Source organism: Chryseobacterium sp. SG20098 (assembly GCF_031844745.1).
Lineage (GTDB): Bacteria > Bacteroidota > Bacteroidia > Flavobacteriales > Weeksellaceae > Chryseobacterium > Chryseobacterium cucumeris.
The window spans coordinates 2,536,975-2,551,355 of the sequence record NZ_CP134622.1 but is presented as its reverse complement, the minus strand read 5'-3'; the positions used below and the strand labels follow the sequence as shown (position 1 = coordinate 2,551,355).

Sequence of the window (14,381 nt, the reverse complement as noted above, 5' to 3'; positions counted from 1 at the left end):
TAAATAATGAAAAAATATATATGCATTGCAGCTTTGCTAGGCTGTACTATTGCACATGCTCAGCAGACACAGGAAGGATCAATTGATGAGGTGAATATCCTTGGCAGAAAAAAAATTAAACAGGAACGGGCAGAATTCAAAAGGCATGCACAATCTGTAGAAACTCTTTCTGAAGAAGATCTTAATAGAAATAACCCTGCGGCAATAGATCAGACGTTATCTACCATGCCAGGACTTCAGGTGGATAAACGAACAAATTTCGGAGGGCAGAGACTTGTGTTGAGAGGATACGGGAATGATCAGAAATTTAATAATTGGGGAGTAAAAGCGTATTGGAATAATATACCTTTAACAAACGCTGAAGGGATTACTGTACTGGATGATGTGGATTTTGCTTATGTAACCAATGTTGAGGTGATCAAAGGTCCAGCAGCTACTATGTACGGTGGAGGCGTAGGTGGAGCAGTCCGCTTTTATACCCGTCCGGATTTTACAAAAGGAGCATCGGTTTCAGAAAATGCGATGTTTGGGGCTTTCAAAACCTTCCAGTCCAGAACACAGTTGAATGTTGCAGATGATAATTACTCGATAAGTGCAGCGTATGGACATCTTGAAACAGACGGATACAGACCTAATGGAGGAGGACTGAAAAATTTCTTCAATGTAAATGGTACCGTGAAATTAAGCAAAAAAGATCAATTAAGTTTCTTTGCAAGCCAGGCTTACTCGTACGAGCACACTTCAGGACAAATTTCATATGACGATTATTATGCAGGCATAGATAACGGAAACCCAGCATATATCCGTAAAAATTCAGGAACAAAAATAAAATCAACAAGAGTAGGATTGAGTAATACAGTAAGTCTTACTTCAAACTTAAGAAACTATACAACCTTGTTTTATTACAATGCAAATACAGAAAGTGTTTCAGCAGGAGCTTATGGAATTACAAGTTCTCCGAATGTAGGGTTGCGTTCCACTTTTACCTTAAAGAACGAGTTTAATGATTTTGAAAACCGATTGGATTTTGGAGCAGAAATACAAAACTCTGTTTCTACTACTTCAAGTTACAGGTTTACAGGCTCAGAAACAGAACCTTTACAGACAACAGGCATGAACGGTGCCTCATATTTTAAATATAATAATAATCAATCCACCTATTTTGTGATCGATTATCTTTCTTATAAACCTTGGGGACTTACATTATTAGCCGGAATAAGTGGTAACAGAACCAACTATGACAGGAAAGATCTTTTTGCTTTGCCAGGATTGGTAGCGGGACGTAAGGACCAGTCTTTCAATAAGAAATATGACATGGCCTATACTCCTCACTTTGCCTTGCAAAAAGAATGGAAGCATCAGATCTTTAATCTAAGCTACAGTGAAGGCTATAATTCTCCTACGGCAGCTTCTTCATTTATTACAGCTACAAATACAACGAATGATGATTTAAAACCTGAACGTGCAAAAATGTTTGATTTCAGTGTACATGGCCTTTTACTGAATACAAAGCTGGATTACCGTATTTCTGCATTTAGAATAGACTATTCCGATAAACTTACACAGCTGCTTTTACCAGGTAATACAAGCGGGCAAACGTACTGGGCTAATACCGGAAGTCAGAAAAATACAGGACTTGAGTTTAGTGTAGGATATCAGTACAGAACAGAGAACTCATTTATTGAGAGAATTGTTCCTTTTGTAAATCTTTCTTATTATGATACAAAATATAAAGATTTTTCAATCTATGATCCTAAATATCAAGATCCTGTTACAGGGAAAACTGTAGGAAAACTAATGGTGTACGACCATAAGACAGTAGTAGGAGTACCAAGAAATAAGTACGCTGTTGGATTGGATATCTTTACCAAACCGGGGTTCTATCTTGTAAATACCTATAATTATCTTGGAAATGTATATTCTGATTTTAATAATACAAATCTCGTAAAAGGATTCGGACTTCTTAATTCCAAGCTAGGATTTAAAAAATCTTTCAATAATTTTGATCTTGATTTATATGTGATGGGAAATAACCTTACCAGTCAGATCAATTATACCTTCCTGTTCTTAGGAAACAGCATCAATGATTCTGATACAGGAAATGGTTATCCCAAAGGAGTAAGTACAGATCTTAATCCGGGACCAGGAAAAGCATATTTCTTTTACGGATTCAATGTTAAATACAGATTCTAAATTCAAAATCTTACTCTATAAGCTTGTTTGATAATAAAATACCTTGGTTTTTGCCAGGGTATTTTTCTTGGATGAATGTAAAGAAAGATGTTAATATGGATTAATTGTTAATTTTATTTAATAAGATGAAAATATATAGTAACGATATATCAATTTTATATCTTTGTTTAAGAAAAAGCAGAAAATATAAGATATGATTGATAACTCGTTCGCTGTAAGTAAATTTGGTTTTTTAGGTGCTGAATTTTTATCTGAGCTTGAAAAACATGCTGTTGCTATTGATATAAAAGCAAAGACTGAAATCATTAGAGAAGGACAGAAAAATAAATTTGTTCCTTTCTTAATAAAAGGTTCTATCAAGGTTTTTACCCTTAATGATGGAAGAGAACTTATCTACTATTATATTAAACCGAAAGATAGTTGTCTGATGACCTTTTCATCTATTCTGACAGATTATATCAGCAGGGTATATGCCGTTGCAGAAGAAGATTCGGAAGCGATTCTTATTCCCGTTTCTATTATGCACGAATGGCTTACCAGATTTCCGGAGATTAATAAACTCTTTTACCATGAATATGACCGAAGATTTTCAGAAGTGATGAACATGGTGAATGATGCTGTTTTCCACAGGCTGGATAAGAGGGTTCTGAACTATATTAAACAACAGATTTCATCCACAGGAAACAATCCTATTAAGATTACCCATCGTGAAATTGCCAATAGTTTGGGAACTTCCAGAGAAGTGGTGAGCAGAGTTTTAAAAAAAATTGAAAGCGAAGGTGAAATTGTTCAGACTAAAGAGGGAATAAAAGTTCCTGTAAATGAAAATGTTAGAATTGTCTAATTTCAATTGTTTGAAAAGTTTATTTCTGTCATTGATAAAAACAATTTGACTGGTGACTTTTATCACCTATTTTTGAATTGAGAACTCAATAAGTTTGTTGTATTATAATTTAATTCAAATTGTATATGACAAAAACTCTCTTATTTTTGTCAATGTTTTCTTCAGGTCTTGTCTTTGCACAGGAAGATCTGCTGAAAGATATTGACACTGTTAAAACCAATACAGAAACCTCACAACCGGCCTTCAAGGCCCTTCAGATTGTAACAGGACAATCTACGAAACTAGCCGCCAAAAAAGAATGGTACATGATTGTTGCCCACAGATTTGGTGACATAAGTGCAGGATTTAAAGATTTCTTCGGACTGGATAATGCCTCAACCAAATTAGGTGCTATCTATGGTATTTCAGATGCTGTTTCGGTAAGCCTGTCCAGAGAAACAAATATGAAAACCTTTGAAGGAGCAGTGAAGTACAGGCTGGTAAAACAAAGTGAAAACTTTCCGGTGGATATTGTGGGGTATAATGTAATGGGGGCTAATACTGAACTGGATAAAGATACTTATCCACACCTTACATTCAGTGACAGGCTTTCTTATCTTACCCAGGCATTGATCTCAAGAAGATTCAGTGATAAGCTTTCAGTACAGCTTACACCTTCCTTTGTTCATAAAAACCTTTACGAACCGACCATTGAAAACAAAAATCAGTTTCTGGCAGGTTTGGGAGGACGCTATAAAATCTCAAAAAGAGTTTCTCTGAATGCAGAATACTTTGTGAATTTTGACGATCACAGTTTTTATAAAAACCCTTTATCATTGGGCGTAGATATAGAAACAGGAGGACACGTGTTCCAGCTTTTACTCACAAACTCCCAGATAAATTCAGATATCGGATATCTTACCAATGCCACAGGAGCATGGGGAAAGGGACATATTTTCTTTGGGTTTAATCTTTATAGAGTTTTTTAATATGAAAAAGCTAACATCCTTATTGATATTGTCGTCAGCAATCATACTGACGGCTTGTGACAGCAGAACGTATGAAGAGATTTCTGATAACACACCGATCACGGCATCTGTAAAATATACAGCAGATGTAAAACCCATTATGGATAACAGCTGCGCAGGCTGTCATTCTGCAGGAAGTTTTAAACCTTTGGTTACATATGATCAGGTAAAAAATAATATTGACGGAATTCTGGATCGTATCCAAAGACCTAATGGTGATCCGGAGAAAATGCCAAAGGGAGGATCTATGTCCGCAGCTCAAATCAATATGTTTATCAAATGGAAAGCTGACGGACTAAATGAAAATTAAAAAAATTGATATGAAAAAATTAGCATTATTAAGCGTATTACTTCTTTCTGCAGGGTACGCTTCAGCACAAAAATATAGCTCCAAAACAGGGAAAGTAACTTTTGAAGCTTCGGTACCACTGTTTGATGATATTTTTGCTCAGGATGACAACAATGTTGTCATTCTCAATGCAGACAATGGTGAAATGGCGTCAGTTTCAAATGTCAAAAACTTTCATTTTAAAACAAAATTAATGGAAGAGCATTTCAATGAAAGCTATGCTGAATCTGCAAAATATCCGAAAACCACTTTCAAAGGAAAGATTGTCAACTTTGATAAAACAAAGCTTACCACAATTCCTCAGAAATATACGGTACAGGGAACATTGAACTTTCATGGAGTAGATAAAGCCGTTACCTCTGCTGCCACTTTATATGCCAAAGACGGGAGAATCTATATGCAGGGAGGTTTTGTAGCAAGACCTGTAGATTATAAAGTGACTATTCCCAAAATGGTTACCAAGAAAGTGGCTGAAAATGTCAATATTGAATACAACTATGTAATGGTAAAACAATGAGACATTTCATCTTAATATTAGGACTGTTCCTGAGTTCAGTATTATCTGCTCAGGAAAAAGCGAAATCAATATTTGATATTGCAAGAAATGGGACTGTAACTGAAGTACAGGAGTTGATGAAGCAAAATCCGGATGTGATTAATCAGATCAACGAGAACGGATTTTCACCCCTTATTTTAGCATGTTATAGAGGGAATACTCCCGTTGCTGAATTTTTAATTACGCACGTTAAAAATATGAATTATGCAAGTGGAGAAGGAACGGCTTTAACGGCTTCTGTATTTAAAGGAGATAGAAATCTTACTCAGAAATTATTACAAAACAATGCTGATCCAAATGTAGCAAACAGCAGCGGAGTAACTCCATTGATATACGCTGTACAGTCTCAAAACAAAGAAATGGTTGAGTTGTTACTAAAGAATAAAGCCAATAAGACATTATCAGATAAACAGGGAAAAACTGTTTTTGAATATGCTTTATTTTCTAAAAACCAAGATATTATTAACCTATTAAAAAATTGATCATATGAAATTAAAAACTACCCTAGTATTATTGATCGGATTTTTTGCTTTTTTAAATGTAAAAAGTCAATATTCGACAGGAACTGTACCTCTCTTTTCCACACCGGGAGGAGCAGATTTGGCTTATTCAGTTAAGATAGACCTTAGCCCTTCTTTAGTTACCCTTACCCTTGTTGGTCCTTCTACAGGATGGCTTGGAATGGCTTTTAATACCACAAATATGGATGATATCGGAAAGGATGTCGTAATTTTTGACGGAACGAATTTAAGCGACAGAACATTTAATGGACAGGGAGTGGTTCCGCCATTGGATGGAACTCAAAACTGGACGGTAACATCCAACACGGTTGCAGGAAGTGTCCGTACTGTAGTTGCTACAAGAGCTTTAAACACAGGAGATGTTAATGATTATGTCTTTACTGTTCCTCCCACAAGTCCTCTCAACGTTACTTATGGACGCAGATTATCAAATTTTACTATTGGTTATCATGGTTCTAACAGTTGTGGTACTACAGCCCTTAATTTTGCGACTACTCTCGGAACTAGTGAAACAGCTTTAGAAAGTAAGAAAGTAGCTCTTTATCCAAACCCCGCTAAAGAAACTGTAAACTTAAAAAATGCTGATAAAATAAAATCTGTTGATATTTATGAATCTGCCGGAAGAAAAGTAAGAGCTGTAAAACTTGAGGGAGAAAATGTTAGTATCAGAGATTTAAAATCTGGTATTTATTATTTTGAAATCACATGGAAAGATGGAACCACATCTTACGAAAAATTGATTAAAGAGTAATTTTTCAGAAAAAACACACCTCAATATTTAATAATGAATACCTCTGATTTTTCAGGGGTATCATTTTTTTCTTAAAGTCCCAATTTCAGGGAGTTTGCTTTAAAATTCATATATTTGTGTAGATCCTGATTCTTAATAAAGGAAAATTTTTTGACCTTATAATTTTTACGACCCTATGGAATTCAAAACCTTAGCAGATATCACAATAGATGAACTCTTATCCGTATTCAATTACTCATTTTCTGATTATGTTGTTCCTTTTCACTTGACAAAAGAAGTGCTTGTTTCAAAAATTGCTGCAGAAAAATTAGATCTTAGTTTATCTGCCGGAGCATTTGAAGATGGAAAACTGGTAGGCTTTATTCTTCAGTCTGAAAAAATTGAAAACGGGGAGAAAATTATTTACAATGGCGGTACTGGAGTAGTTCCGGAAAGCAGAGGTAAAGGCTTGGTAAGAAAAATGTACGATTTTATCATTCCTGTTTTAAAGGATAGAAATGCCAATACCTTACTGCTTGAAGTAATTGAAGGAAATCAGCCTGCTATCAGGGCTTATGAAAATTTAGGTTTTACAATTGTCAGAAGACTGCTTTGCTTTAATGGGAATATTAAACAGGAAAAAGGAAATACTGAAGTATCCATACGAGATTTGAAAGACTTTCAATGGGAGTTGTTATGTTCTTTCTGGGATATTGAACCTTCATGGCAGGGATCTGTTTACGTATTGGAACCGATGCCTGAAAATTATGTGACTTTAGGGGCTTATGAAGGGGAAAAGCTCGTCGGATATATTGTTTATGGTCCTGCATCGAAAAAAGTATACCAGTTTGCTGTAGATAAGAATTACAGAAATAAGGGAATTGGTACAAAGCTCTTTAATGCTATCAGAGAAAAAAATCACGGGCAGGCGATAGCGTTAAACAATGTGGATGATTCTTCAGAAAGTACAGATAAGTTTCTTAGCGAAAGAGTAGGACTGAACAACTGGTTGTCACAGTTTGAAATGAAAAGGTCTATTTAACAGCGATTAATTTTGATTCAAACAAAATAAGAGGTTTTAATATACTTTTAATCTCTTAAACTTTTCAGGGAGAAGGATAGGATGTAACTTTGCCGAAAATTTTTAAAATAATGAAGCGAGGAATCCATTTTTTACTGCTGCTCATTTCCTTTACGGCTTTTGCCCAGCAGGCCAATATTGATACTGCCCAGGTTGTAATACCAGGAAGACAAAACAGTACTGAAGCACAGTCGAAACCTTATGTGATTATGATATCAACGGATGGTTTCCGTTATGATTATGCTCAGAAATACAATGCTGAAAACCTTTTGAAACTAGCTAATAGTGGTGTAAAGGCTGAAGCCATGATTCCAAGCTATCCAAGTATTACCTTTCCAAACCACTGGAGTTTAATTACCGGGCTTTATCCTTCTCATCATGGTTTGATTGATAACTTTTTCTACGATTACAAGAGAAAAGAAGGCTATGCGATGAGCAGTAAGAAAAATGCTGAGGACGGAAGCTGGTACGGAGGAACTCCGCTTTGGGGGCTTGCTGAAAAACAAGGAATGGTATCTGCCTCTTTAATGTGGGTAGGATCTGCGAGTGACGCCGGAGGAATGCGACCTACTTATTATTATCCTTATCACGAAAAATTTACCCCTTCAGAAAAAGTAGAAAAAGTAGTCAACTGGCTGAAATTACCGGAAGATAAAAGACCACACTTTATTTCATTATATTTCCCGGAAGTAGATGGAAGCGGACATCATTATGGTCCAGATACCAAAGAAACGGAAACTGCTGTTCATCTCATAGATCAGGCTATTGGCGATCTTGTTCAGAAAGTAAATGGTTTAGGATTAAAAAATGTCAACTTTGTTTTTGTTTCCGATCACGGAATGATTAAAGTAGATGGAGGTACACCGTTGGAAATTCCGGCTCTTCTTTTTGATAAAAACAGATTTGATTTTTACAATTCTCAGACTTTATTAAGAGTTTATGTTAAAAACCCTGATGAAGTAAAAGCGGTTTATAAACAACTGAAAGCCAATAAAACAGACGACTACGAAGTATATCTTGATAAAAAACTTCCCAGATACCTGCATTTCGCTACAAGAGATGACCAGTACAACAGAATAGGGCAGATTCTTCTGATTCCGAAAGCACCAAAGATTTTCCTGGAAAAAGGTAAGAAAACATCAGTGGGGAAACATGGTTATAATCCTAAAGTGGTACCGGAAATGAAAGCTACTTTTTTTGCCTGGGGACCGGAATTTAAAAACAATCTGGTGATTGATGAATTTGCGAACATCAATGTTTATCCTTTGGTGGCTGAGGTTTTAGGATTAAAAATTGATCAGCCTATTGACGGGAAACTGAAAGTTTTAAAAAGAACTTTAAAAAACAAAAAATAGTATTGATTTAAAGATATTATAAAACAAGATTCGGCGCACCAAAGGTGCGCCGAATCTTGTTTTATAAATTGACTTAGGGATTAAAAGCGTTAAAAAAATAAGTTTTGTGAGCGTTAAGAAAATTCTACTGTTTGAAGCGCGGGAATTAAATTCGATACTAAATTAATAGTGAAACCGCGCGAGTTTAGAATTTTTAGAGAACAAAAATTATTTTTAGCATTTTAATTCCAGTCTTGAACTTTTGTTTCTTTTGTTTCAAGACAAAAGAAATTAAAATTGAGAAGCAAACTCCTTTGCAAAATCTTCTAATTTAACACTTCCTGTAACCGGGGAACCATGATCAATAAAATCTTTCTGTACAACACCGGTTCTTATTCCTCTTCCCATTTCAACATACAAATTAGCCATATCTTCAGGTAATCCCGCCTGAAGCATTCCGTTTAAAGAATCTTCATCAGAGAATTCTACCCATGGAAGTTCCGGCTTATTAACAGCAGAACCCAAAACTTTAGCAAAATCAGATGCTTTTCTTATATCGCTTACAATATATCTGATCGTATTGGTATTTCCTTCGTTTACCAGTTCTTCGGCAGCAGCTTTCGCAATATCAGTTGGATGTACTACAGGTACTTCAATATCTGCAGGATAATTTCCTCCAATGATTCCTGCATTTTGAATCAAAGGAATATCATTGAAAAAATTATTATAAAAATATCCGGCTCTTAAAAAAGTAAAAGAAGTGTTTTCTACTTCATTGTATATTTTTTCAATATTGTGAAGACCCGCAATAGGACCGTTTTCTACCGGAGATTCTGCACCTACACTGCTTAACATAACAGCTCTTTTTACATTCGTATTTTTCAAAGCTTCAGCATAATTTTTTCCTGCATTGGTCGTGTTTTCCACAATTTTATCCGGGCTGATCGCTGGAGGGGTCATCACAAAAACTGCATCCGCTCCATCAAATGTTTGCGTTAAAAAATCAACGTCTGTGATAGACCCAATGGCCGGAGTTGCACCCAGAGATTCAATATCCTGTTTTCTGGCATCGCTGCTGCTTACTATGGTAATATTGTGCCCGTCGGCAATTAACTTTTTTGCTAATGGTTTAGCTACATTTCCTAGTGATCCTGTGATTACAATTTTCATATGTGAATATTTTTTTATTTCTGAGAACAAAGTTATATTTGTACTTACTTTTATACAAGTACTTACCCTAAAGTATGTAACTATGACAGCCATCAAAGAAAGTTCAACCATTCAGGAGAATAAAAAAACAGTGCAGGATTGTCCTGTAATGTACGTTATGGAAAGAATTGGAGGATTCTGGAAACCGATTATCCTGTTCAATCTTTCCACAGGAGAAAAAAGATACAGCGAATTGAAAAAAGCAATTCCTGCTGTAACAGAAAAAATGCTTATCCAGCATTTGAAACAGCTTGAAACAGACGGACTCATTATCAGAACAGCAAAACCTGTAGTGCCACCTCATGTGACCTATAAACTGAGTGAAGCAGGGAATGAACTGGCTCCCGTGATTGATGCCATGGCAGCATGGGCTTTTCAGGATATGGAAAGAAATGATAATAAATGTGCTGAAGGAAACAGATATATAACGAATCAGGATCAAAATGCTTTTAGCCAAAACCTGAAAAAATAAAACAGGCTCTTCAATCTGAAGAACCTGTTTCTGTTACTATTTTATAGAAGAATTATAAAGACTGCATATCAATAACGAAACGGTATTTTACATCGCTTTTAAGCATTCTTTCATATGCATTGTTGATATCCTGCATTTTAATCAGCTCGATATCAGATACGATATTATGTTTTCCACAGAAATCTAACAGTTCCTGGGTTTCTGCAATACCTCCGATCAAAGATCCTGCTACAGAACGGCGTTGGAAGATCATAGGTCTTGTACTTACCTGCGTTTCCTGAAATTCACCAACGAATCCTACAAGAACCAGAGTTCCGTTCAGAGAAAGAGTCTGCATATAAGGATTGATGTCATGTTCGTAAGGTACCGTATCGATGATAAGGTCAAATTTACCTTTTACAGCATCCATTTGGGAATCATCCGTAGAGATTACAACGTGATCTGCTCCAAGTTGTTTCGCATCATCCGTTTTTCCCGGAGTTCTTGAGAATAAAGTAACTTCTGCTCCCAGTCCTTTTGCTAGTTTAATAGCCATATGACCTAAACCGCCTAATCCTACAACGGCTACTTTTGAACCCGGACCAGTGTTCCAGTGTCTTAACGGTGACCATGTGGTAATTCCTGCGCACAGAAGGGGTGCTACTGCTGCCAGATCTAAATTTTCAGGAACACTTAAAACAAAATGTTCATCAACAACTACTTTTTGAGAATATCCTCCAAAAGTATGACCTCCAAGGTGCTTATCTTTTCCGTTATAAGTCCCTGTAAATCCATTCTGGCAATATTGCTCCAGATCTTGCTGACAACTGTCACAATGTCCGCATGAATCCACCATGCATCCTACTGCTGCCAGATCTCCCGCTTTAAATTTGGAAACCTCACTTCCTACTTTGGTAATTCTTCCTACAATTTCATGTCCCGGAACTACAGGATACAAAGATCCACCCCAGTCGTTTCTTGCGGTATGAAGGTCAGAGTGGCATACTCCACAATATAGAATTTCAATCTCTACATCTTTTGCGGTTACCTCTCTTCTTTCAATATTCATTTCTTTCAGATCTGCTGTGGTAGACGCTGCACCATAAGCTTTTACTGTGATTGTACTCATTTTTATATTTAGTTTATTTAGGGTTATAAATTATGATATTCAATATGAACCTATGCTGTTCCTTAACAGAACTCATCTGAAAAAGCTTTTCCCTTTTTGAGGAATGTCCGTATTAAAAGTTTCTATAACGATACAAAAGTCGAAACTTTCCTGTAAACAAAACTTATACAGATTACCGAATTACTTACCAATTTTACAGGCACCATTTCAGTTCCAAATGAAAGTGGTAATTTTGAATAGCAATAAAAATATACTTCATGGAAAATCAGGAGGTTGAAATTTATAACACGGTCTCAGAGTATAATAAAATGGCGAATCATGAAACCCTGCATCCGCTGGTAAGTATCATTGATTTTTCCAAGTCTGATCCTATTTGTCAGTATAGAAGAAAATTTGGATTTTATACCGTTTTTCTGAAAGACGTCATGTGTGGTGATATGCAATACGGAAAACACAGCTACGATTATCAGGAAGGAACATTAGTTTTTATTGCTCCCGGCCAGACCTATGGAATTTATAATAAAGACAGATTTGTTCAGCCTGCAGGTTTTGCCCTGATTTTTCATCCGGATTTAATAAAAGGAACCAATTTAGGAAAGAATATGAAAGATTATTCTTTTTTCTCCTATGATGTACATGAAGCCCTTCACCTGTCAGAAAAAGAAAGAGAAGTGGTATTGGATTGCTTTAAAAATATTAAACTGGAACTGGAACAGTCTATTGATAAACACAGTAAATCTTTAATTGTTAATAATATTGAACTCTTTCTGAACTACTGTATGCGTTTCTATGACCGTCAGTTTATTACAAGAGATCATATCAATCAAGGTGTCATCGGTAAATTTGAAAATCTGGTGGATGATTATTTAAAATCTGAAAATCCGAAGAATATAGGTTTTCCTATGGTGAACTATTTTGCGGAAAAGCTAAATCTTTCTGCCAATTATTTCGGAGATCTGATAAAAAAAGAACTGGGAATTTCCGCACAGGAATTTATCCACAATAAACTTATTGATATTGCCAAAGAACAGATTCTGGATCAGGCAAAAACAATAAGTGAAATTTCTTATGATCTGGGCTTTAAATATCCACAGCATTTTACAAGGCTGTTCAAAACCAAAGTAGGAATTTCTCCCAGCGAATATAAAACCCTCAACTAGTTTTTTAACACGAATAACACTAATTTTTACACGAATCACACAATAATGGTTTGTGGATATTAGTGCTCATATTTGTGAAATTTGTGTTTAGATTTTTTCAACACTAATCACACTAATTTTTTCACTAATCACACAATGTTGTTTGTGAATATTTGTGCCTGCATTTGCGGAATGGATGGCTAAATTATTTTTAACACGAATAACACTAATCTTTCCACCAATGACACCATAATTAATAGTAAATATTTATGTACTCATTTTTGAAATTTGTGTTTAAATAATTAAATTTAAAGAGAAAAGTTTTCACAGTTTTAAGATGACACCAAATCACCAAGACACTACTGTTTTTAATATCAGATTCGGGAGAATTACAGCACTAAATGAACAAGGAATTATAAGGATTAAAAGTATCCGTTACGCCCATTCTGAAAGATTTAAAAAACCAGTCGCCGTAGAAGCTTCTTTATCTTCAATCATTATTTCTCCGGGAAAAACTCCGGTGTGCCCGCAGGCTTTAAGTCCGCTTGTGGAAAAAATGATCGGAGCGACACCTGTTGAAAGTTTTGAAGCAGATGAATCTAACCAGTATCTTTCCATAACCCGGCCGCAAATTATATCTGAAAATGAAAAACTCCCTGTTGTTGTCTGGATCCATGGAGGCTCTCATGAAATAGGCTGTGGAGATCTGGCCACTGCTGATCCTGCAGAATGGGTGAAAGAGCAACATATTATTGTAGTTACCGTTTCCTATCGCTTAGGATTATTTGGTTTTTTAGGTGGTGATGAAAAAAGGCCTGCCAATCTTGGATTGCTGGATATCATTGAAGCCTTAAAGTGGATTAAAAACAATATTGCAGATCTGGGAGGTGATGAAAAAAATATCACCCTTCTCGGGCAGTCTTCAGGAGGTGATGCTATTGCCCATTTAATGATATCAGAAGGAGTGGAGGATTTGTTCCAGCGCTTGATCATCCAGAGTGCTCCATTAGGATTACGTCATAAAAGACAAAAAATGTCTGCAGAATTTCTGAAAAAAACAGAAGTGCTGAAAGAGGAAACCGATGTTTTAAAAATGATGGATGAGTACAAAGCATTTGTGCCTTCCATAATAAAATACGGTTTGAAAGCTGCGATGCCTTTCGGAACTCAATACGGACATTTTCCTTTGTGTAAAGAAGAAGATTCTGTGGAAATGTGGAAAAAAAATGCTCAGAAATTTGATGTCCTGATTGGTTTAAATAATGATGAAACGGCATTCTATCTTAAAACCTCAGAAGCTTTAAATAAATATTTCGGAAAAGGATTAGGTTTAAAAATCATGGATAAAACGGTTGAAAAAACTACAGCACTGATCTATGGAAATCCGGCAAGACAGTTTGCCCGGAATCTGGCGGATGCCGGTGGAAATGTCTATCTATTCAGAATTCATTCAAAACTGAAAGACAACCATATCGGAGCACCGCATTGTATTGATCTTCCTTTAATTTTCGGGAATGAATCAGCCTGGAAATCTTCCGAATTGCTGAAAGATATTCCATGGAGCCGTATTCATGAGAATGGTAAAAAACTGAGAGCGCTCTGGGCTGAATTTGCCCGCACCGGAAAAATATCAGACACCTCCGAAAGACCGGAAATCCTTGAACTCCGAAAAATGTAAGTAGAGATCAAGCTCATCTAATCTTAACAAATATCCCAACTAAAGACGTAAGAATTCGGCTCCCTTGGAATGGTGGCAAAAATTCTTTGATCTTTTGCCGGGGTGTTTCATCATATTCTCAAAATTTATCTTTAATAATTAATATTATATATACTTAATC

General features: G+C 35.9%; 14 protein-coding genes. 12 read left to right on the top strand and 2 right to left on the bottom strand.

Features of this window, described 5'->3' with window-relative positions; translation table 11 throughout:
* Positions 1–6: 6 nt before the first annotated feature.
* The 9 genes from RHP76_RS11640 (at position 7) to RHP76_RS11600 (ending at position 8,636) form a co-directional block, all read left to right on the top strand.
* A complete protein-coding gene (locus RHP76_RS11640; protein ID WP_311230247.1) occupies positions 7–2,193 on the top strand; it encodes a TonB-dependent receptor in 2,187 nt (728 codons plus the stop codon).
* Positions 2,194–2,386: 193 nt separating this feature from the next.
* On the top strand, positions 2,387–3,037 hold the full coding sequence (locus RHP76_RS11635) for a Crp/Fnr family transcriptional regulator (protein WP_062675830.1): 651 nt from the start codon (positions 2,387–2,389) through the stop codon (positions 3,035–3,037).
* 125 nt (positions 3,038–3,162) lie between these two features.
* The gene (locus tag RHP76_RS11630; RefSeq protein ID WP_120232794.1) at positions 3,163–4,005 is read left to right on the top strand and encodes a DUF5777 family beta-barrel protein; all 843 of its coding nucleotides are present in this window, start codon (positions 3,163–3,165) and stop codon (positions 4,003–4,005) included.
* Between the two features lies 1 nt (position 4,006).
* Positions 4,007–4,354 carry a hypothetical protein gene (locus RHP76_RS11625; RefSeq protein ID WP_065119704.1) on the top strand — a complete coding sequence of 116 codons (348 nt, stop codon included), beginning with the start codon at positions 4,007–4,009 and terminating at the stop codon, positions 4,352–4,354.
* A gap of 10 nt (positions 4,355–4,364) precedes the next feature.
* On the top strand, positions 4,365–4,910 hold the full coding sequence (locus tag RHP76_RS11620) for a YceI family protein (protein ID WP_311230246.1): 546 nt from the start codon (positions 4,365–4,367) through the stop codon (positions 4,908–4,910).
* A complete protein-coding gene (locus tag RHP76_RS11615; RefSeq protein WP_311230245.1) occupies positions 4,907–5,431 on the top strand; it encodes an ankyrin repeat domain-containing protein in 525 nt (174 codons plus the stop codon). Before RHP76_RS11620 ends, RHP76_RS11615 begins: the two co-directional genes overlap by 4 nt.
* Before the next feature lie 4 nt (positions 5,432–5,435).
* Positions 5,436–6,221: a T9SS type A sorting domain-containing protein gene (locus RHP76_RS11610; protein WP_311230244.1), complete on the top strand. Its 786-nt coding sequence runs from the start codon at positions 5,436–5,438 to the stop codon at positions 6,219–6,221.
* Between the two features lie 175 nt (positions 6,222–6,396).
* On the top strand, positions 6,397–7,242 hold the full coding sequence (locus RHP76_RS11605; protein WP_311230243.1) for a GNAT family N-acetyltransferase: 846 nt from the start codon (positions 6,397–6,399) through the stop codon (positions 7,240–7,242).
* A gap of 110 nt (positions 7,243–7,352) precedes the next feature.
* Positions 7,353–8,636 carry an alkaline phosphatase family protein gene (locus RHP76_RS11600; protein ID WP_311230242.1) on the top strand — a complete coding sequence of 428 codons (1,284 nt, stop codon included), beginning with the start codon at positions 7,353–7,355 and terminating at the stop codon, positions 8,634–8,636.
* Between the two features lie 270 nt (positions 8,637–8,906).
* Here RHP76_RS11600 and RHP76_RS11595 read toward each other — a convergent pair whose 3' ends face one another.
* Positions 8,907–9,785: an NAD(P)H-binding protein gene (locus tag RHP76_RS11595; protein ID WP_311230241.1), complete on the bottom strand. Its 879-nt coding sequence runs from the start codon at positions 9,783–9,785 to the stop codon at positions 8,907–8,909.
* Between the two features lie 82 nt (positions 9,786–9,867).
* Here RHP76_RS11595 and RHP76_RS11590 point away from each other — a divergent pair, with 82 nt between their 5' ends.
* Positions 9,868–10,296, top strand: coding sequence for a winged helix-turn-helix transcriptional regulator (locus tag RHP76_RS11590; RefSeq protein ID WP_082798840.1), 429 nt, complete (start codon positions 9,868–9,870; stop codon positions 10,294–10,296).
* A 52-nt stretch (positions 10,297–10,348) separates the two neighbouring features.
* On the opposite strand, the gene RHP76_RS11585 is transcribed toward RHP76_RS11590, so the two are convergent.
* The gene (locus RHP76_RS11585) at positions 10,349–11,404 is read right to left on the bottom strand and encodes an NAD(P)-dependent alcohol dehydrogenase (RefSeq protein WP_311230240.1); all 1,056 of its coding nucleotides are present in this window, start codon (positions 11,402–11,404) and stop codon (positions 10,349–10,351) included.
* 257 nt (positions 11,405–11,661) lie between these two features.
* Between RHP76_RS11585 and RHP76_RS11580 the strand changes: the two genes are divergently transcribed.
* Both RHP76_RS11580 and RHP76_RS11575 read left to right on the top strand, forming a co-directional pair.
* Positions 11,662–12,564 (top strand): helix-turn-helix domain-containing protein, encoded by a 903-nt coding sequence (locus RHP76_RS11580; protein WP_216443832.1) that lies wholly within the window; start codon positions 11,662–11,664, stop codon positions 12,562–12,564.
* A 316-nt stretch (positions 12,565–12,880) separates the two neighbouring features.
* A complete protein-coding gene (locus RHP76_RS11575) occupies positions 12,881–14,221 on the top strand; it encodes a carboxylesterase family protein (RefSeq protein ID WP_311230239.1) in 1,341 nt (446 codons plus the stop codon).
* Positions 14,222–14,381: the final 160 nt, after the last annotated feature.

Bases quoted from the DNA above. Each gene is read 5' to 3' on its own strand.
- RHP76_RS11640 (WP_311230247.1), top strand. From the start codon at position 7: ATGAAAAAATATATATGCATTGCAGCTTTGCTAGGCTGTACTATTGCA.
- RHP76_RS11635 (WP_062675830.1), top strand. From the start codon at position 2,387: ATGATTGATAACTCGTTCGCTGTAAGTAAATTTGGTTTTTTAGGTGCT.
- RHP76_RS11630 (WP_120232794.1), top strand. From the start codon at position 3,163: ATGACAAAAACTCTCTTATTTTTGTCAATGTTTTCTTCAGGTCTTGTC.
- RHP76_RS11625 (WP_065119704.1), top strand. From the start codon at position 4,007: ATGAAAAAGCTAACATCCTTATTGATATTGTCGTCAGCAATCATACTG.
- RHP76_RS11620 (WP_311230246.1), top strand. From the start codon at position 4,365: ATGAAAAAATTAGCATTATTAAGCGTATTACTTCTTTCTGCAGGGTAC.
- RHP76_RS11615 (WP_311230245.1), top strand. From the start codon at position 4,907: ATGAGACATTTCATCTTAATATTAGGACTGTTCCTGAGTTCAGTATTA.
- RHP76_RS11610 (WP_311230244.1), top strand. From the start codon at position 5,436: ATGAAATTAAAAACTACCCTAGTATTATTGATCGGATTTTTTGCTTTT.
- RHP76_RS11605 (WP_311230243.1), top strand. From the start codon at position 6,397: ATGGAATTCAAAACCTTAGCAGATATCACAATAGATGAACTCTTATCC.
- RHP76_RS11600 (WP_311230242.1), top strand. From the start codon at position 7,353: ATGAAGCGAGGAATCCATTTTTTACTGCTGCTCATTTCCTTTACGGCT.
- RHP76_RS11595 (WP_311230241.1), bottom strand. From the start codon at position 9,785: ATGAAAATTGTAATCACAGGATCACTAGGAAATGTAGCTAAACCATTA.
- RHP76_RS11590 (WP_082798840.1), top strand. From the start codon at position 9,868: ATGACAGCCATCAAAGAAAGTTCAACCATTCAGGAGAATAAAAAAACA.
- RHP76_RS11585 (WP_311230240.1), bottom strand. From the start codon at position 11,404: ATGAGTACAATCACAGTAAAAGCTTATGGTGCAGCGTCTACCACAGCA.
- RHP76_RS11580 (WP_216443832.1), top strand. From the start codon at position 11,662: ATGGAAAATCAGGAGGTTGAAATTTATAACACGGTCTCAGAGTATAAT.
- RHP76_RS11575 (WP_311230239.1), top strand. From the start codon at position 12,881: ATGACACCAAATCACCAAGACACTACTGTTTTTAATATCAGATTCGGG.